At 54.7% G+C, this 3,103-nt stretch carries 2 protein-coding genes and 1 pseudogene; all 3 read left to right on the plus strand.

Annotated features, from left to right (window positions below; genetic code table 11):
* On the plus strand, window positions 1-308 hold a 308-nt coding region (locus A3CW_RS0144045), incomplete at its 5' end, for an IS630 family transposase (protein ID WP_028209151.1).
* A 1,058-nt stretch (window positions 309-1,366) separates the two neighbouring features.
* Window positions 1,367-2,551 (plus strand): hypothetical protein, encoded by a 1,185-nt coding sequence (locus A3CW_RS0144050; RefSeq protein WP_028209152.1) that lies wholly within the window; start codon window positions 1,367-1,369, stop codon window positions 2,549-2,551.
* A 230-nt stretch (window positions 2,552-2,781) separates the two neighbouring features.
* A pseudogene (locus A3CW_RS49890) lies at window positions 2,782-3,009 on the plus strand (IS6 family transposase); the annotation flags it as partial.
* Window positions 3,010-3,103: the final 94 nt, after the last annotated feature.

Genomic DNA, 3,103 nt, shown 5'->3' on the forward strand with positions numbered 1-3,103 from the left:
ACAACTATGCAACACACAAGCATCCGAAGGTCAGGGCATGGCTGGCCAGGCATACGCGCTACCACATGCACTTCACGCCGACCTACTCAAGCTGGTTGAATCAGGTTGAACGCTGGTTCGGCCTGATTACACAGCAGGCGATCCGTCGAGGGTCGTTCAAGAACGTGCGCCAACTCGTTACCAGCATCGAGCGCTATATCGAGCAGTACAACCAACACGGCCGTCCATTCGTATGGACCGCGACCGCCGATTCAATTCTCCAGAAAGTGGCTCGGCTATGCAAAGTTATTTCTGGGACAGAACACTAGCAGTTTGATGAAAAACGCTGCGCAGATCACTACGTTGTTCGCCTTGAAGAATTTGTGGATGCCGCGCAGAGCTTTGCGAGACGCTTAAGATCGAGCCGGTGCGGGCATATGTCTCACCGGCACAGCCTCTGACTGGTGACTGTAGCGGGCGGTCCCCGCACAAGGAATGTCGTCGCCGTTCGGACTGCGATGTGTGGAAGATCACATCGCTACGAAAACGATTTCTGCAGACCATCCTTAACTCCGTTTCGAGCCGCATAGATCCTTGCTGTTTTCACCGGGAAGATGTACATGGACGAACGTAAGACAAGTGGGGCCAAAGAGGTGTGCGGCGTCAGGATCTGGCGGGATTACATCGCGGGCCGCAAGAGGCGATGTAACCATTGGATTGACAAAGGCGTACTGGACGCCGATGTCCGGGGCTGGTCCGACCGCAGTATGCGGCGAGGGCGAGTGGAAGGTTCGCAAGCACGTAACGACGGTAAAGGACCGTGGATATGGAAAAGAGAGTCGCACGCATGCACCCAGTGGTGCTTGGCGCAGATGTGGCAGCCCGCGCTCCAGATTGCCGGATATTAGTGAGCGCTGGTTAGCGGTGCAGTCGCGCGGCAGGTGCATTCATCGGAACGGCGCCAAGGTCGGAGCGTCTTGCTTTCGATTGGTGGAAAGGGCGGCACATGTCAGGACCGAAGAGGGAATCTGATAAAGAATATCGAAACGTTAGATCGTCGAATCGACCGAGCTAAAGAATCGCGAGCCGACCTGTCAGTACGGGATAAAACACCGATTTATATTGGCATCAGTATATTTTACGCAATTTCTCAGTGATTGCACGAGAAATTGCGTATGGTACGTAAATGCGGAAGGCTGTACGACGACACGCGGAACCTGTGGCCTGAGCATTACCAGAGAAGGAGTATTTATGGAAAAGATGAAAAGAGTGCTGTGTGGCAGACTGCTGACCGCAGCTATCACTAACAGCCGCTATAGGGAGGTGGATTACGTCCGCTAACTTTCTGGGGCCCTCCGTCGAAGAGCTCCTTGACGACTCTGAAAGGATGCTTGCATATGCCGCTAGCGCCGGAAAAAAGATCCAACCGGACATTCCGGAGACGATCGCGATGGCCCGCGACGCGCAAGCTCGCGGCGAATGGACAGCATCGCTTCAAGCGCGGCTTTATTGTGCGCAAAGCGGTTTAGCAAGCTCAATCAAGCCAGTGACCGCGGAGGCACTTGATCCGGAAGTCTTGGAGGCGGCAAGGAAAGCGGCCCGGCGCTATTTTTGTGCGGCACTCTTGCTGACGGCGGTTATAGTGCCTGCGTCAATGATCATGTTCGTCGAGTCGAAGCTTTCGGAGGGTGGGAAGGCGTTGATTGACAGGAACGACAAGATCGCGATTCCTCTCCATGAGGCTTTGGAACGACAACGCATTTCAATTAGCTCGATAAAGAATCGACGCGACAGCTGCGAATCCGGTCAAACATCAGCGCTAACGCGTGTCTCGGCCAGTGGAACCTTGACACGCGTCTCTGCGGAGGATCCCGAGATTGACGCCGAACTGGTACTGACACCCTCTGCTCTCGTCATTAAGGAACAGCTCCAGGAGTTCGCCCGCAACAACCGCCAGCTCTATGCGGAGACAATATGGCTCGAACGGCTTTCCCTCCACGGCAGTGAGAACCCGTACGGATCGCCGTGGATGGCTAACGCTTCGACGCGGAGGGAAAATCTCGAAGTGACCTTGCCGATGTTGCTCCCCAAAAATTGGTGGAGCGATGCCGGGAAGGAAAATCCCAAGCCAAAAGAACCTGAGCACGCCATAGACGATGGCATGAAAAAACTAGCGGTGTATCAGGACATTCGAGCAATGGCACAAAACGCCGAACACACCAGTGATTTTTTTTGGAGTGCAATTCTCACGTATCTACTGCCGGTGTTATACGCGGTCCTTGGCACGTTCGCGTTCATCCTTCGGGACCTGTGCGCGCGAATTAAAAATTGCACCTATCACGCATCGAGTGCGCGCTCTACTAATCACTCACGCGTAATCGTCGCAGCGATCGTCGGCACCGTGATCGGACTATTCGACAAGCTCATGGACAGCCCCGTCTCAGCTTCGCCTCTCGCAATCGCATTCATTGCCGGCTATGCGGTCGAGCCGTTCTTCGGGCTCATTGACCATTTAGCAAATGCTGGGAAAACATCGTCACGCTTCCATGGGGCCGTCGCGAAATCCGAATAGCGGGCTTCGAGATATGCGGAGTCGGTCCTGTCCACTCCGGCGCCTCAGCGGCCGCTCTGCGAAACTACAAAAATCGAACTTGGCGAGGAAGTGGAGCCTATCCGATGGGTTGCTAACGCAGTGTAAATGACGGCTGGATGCGCGAAGTAGATAGTGCGGCTCCCAAGTATAAACGTCGACATATTCCCAGACATTGTCAGATTAGCGAGGTGATCAGTTAGGATAGTGTGATGAAGAAATCGAAATCGGTTTACCACGGCCACCGTTTCCTCGCCGCAGTGATCAGCTGCGCGGTACGCTGGTATTTCCGCTTTCAGTTATGCTTGCTCGATATCGGGGAGTTGCTCTTTGAGCGCGGGGTGATCGTGAGCTACGAGACGATCCGATGCTGGTGCGACAAGTTCGGCACGAGCTTGGCGCGCCGGGTGAAAGCCGCGCGGCGCAAGCCCGGTTTAACCCACCTCGTTACACACATCTCCGCGAAGCCCCGTCAGATAAGGCTTGAAGTTTGATCTGACGCAGGAATTCGGGGTTGTTAACTGAAGCGAATGC

It is taken from the genome of Paraburkholderia nodosa DSM 21604, from assembly GCF_000519185.1.
In the GTDB taxonomy this organism is placed as follows: domain Bacteria; phylum Pseudomonadota; class Gammaproteobacteria; order Burkholderiales; family Burkholderiaceae; genus Paraburkholderia; species Paraburkholderia nodosa.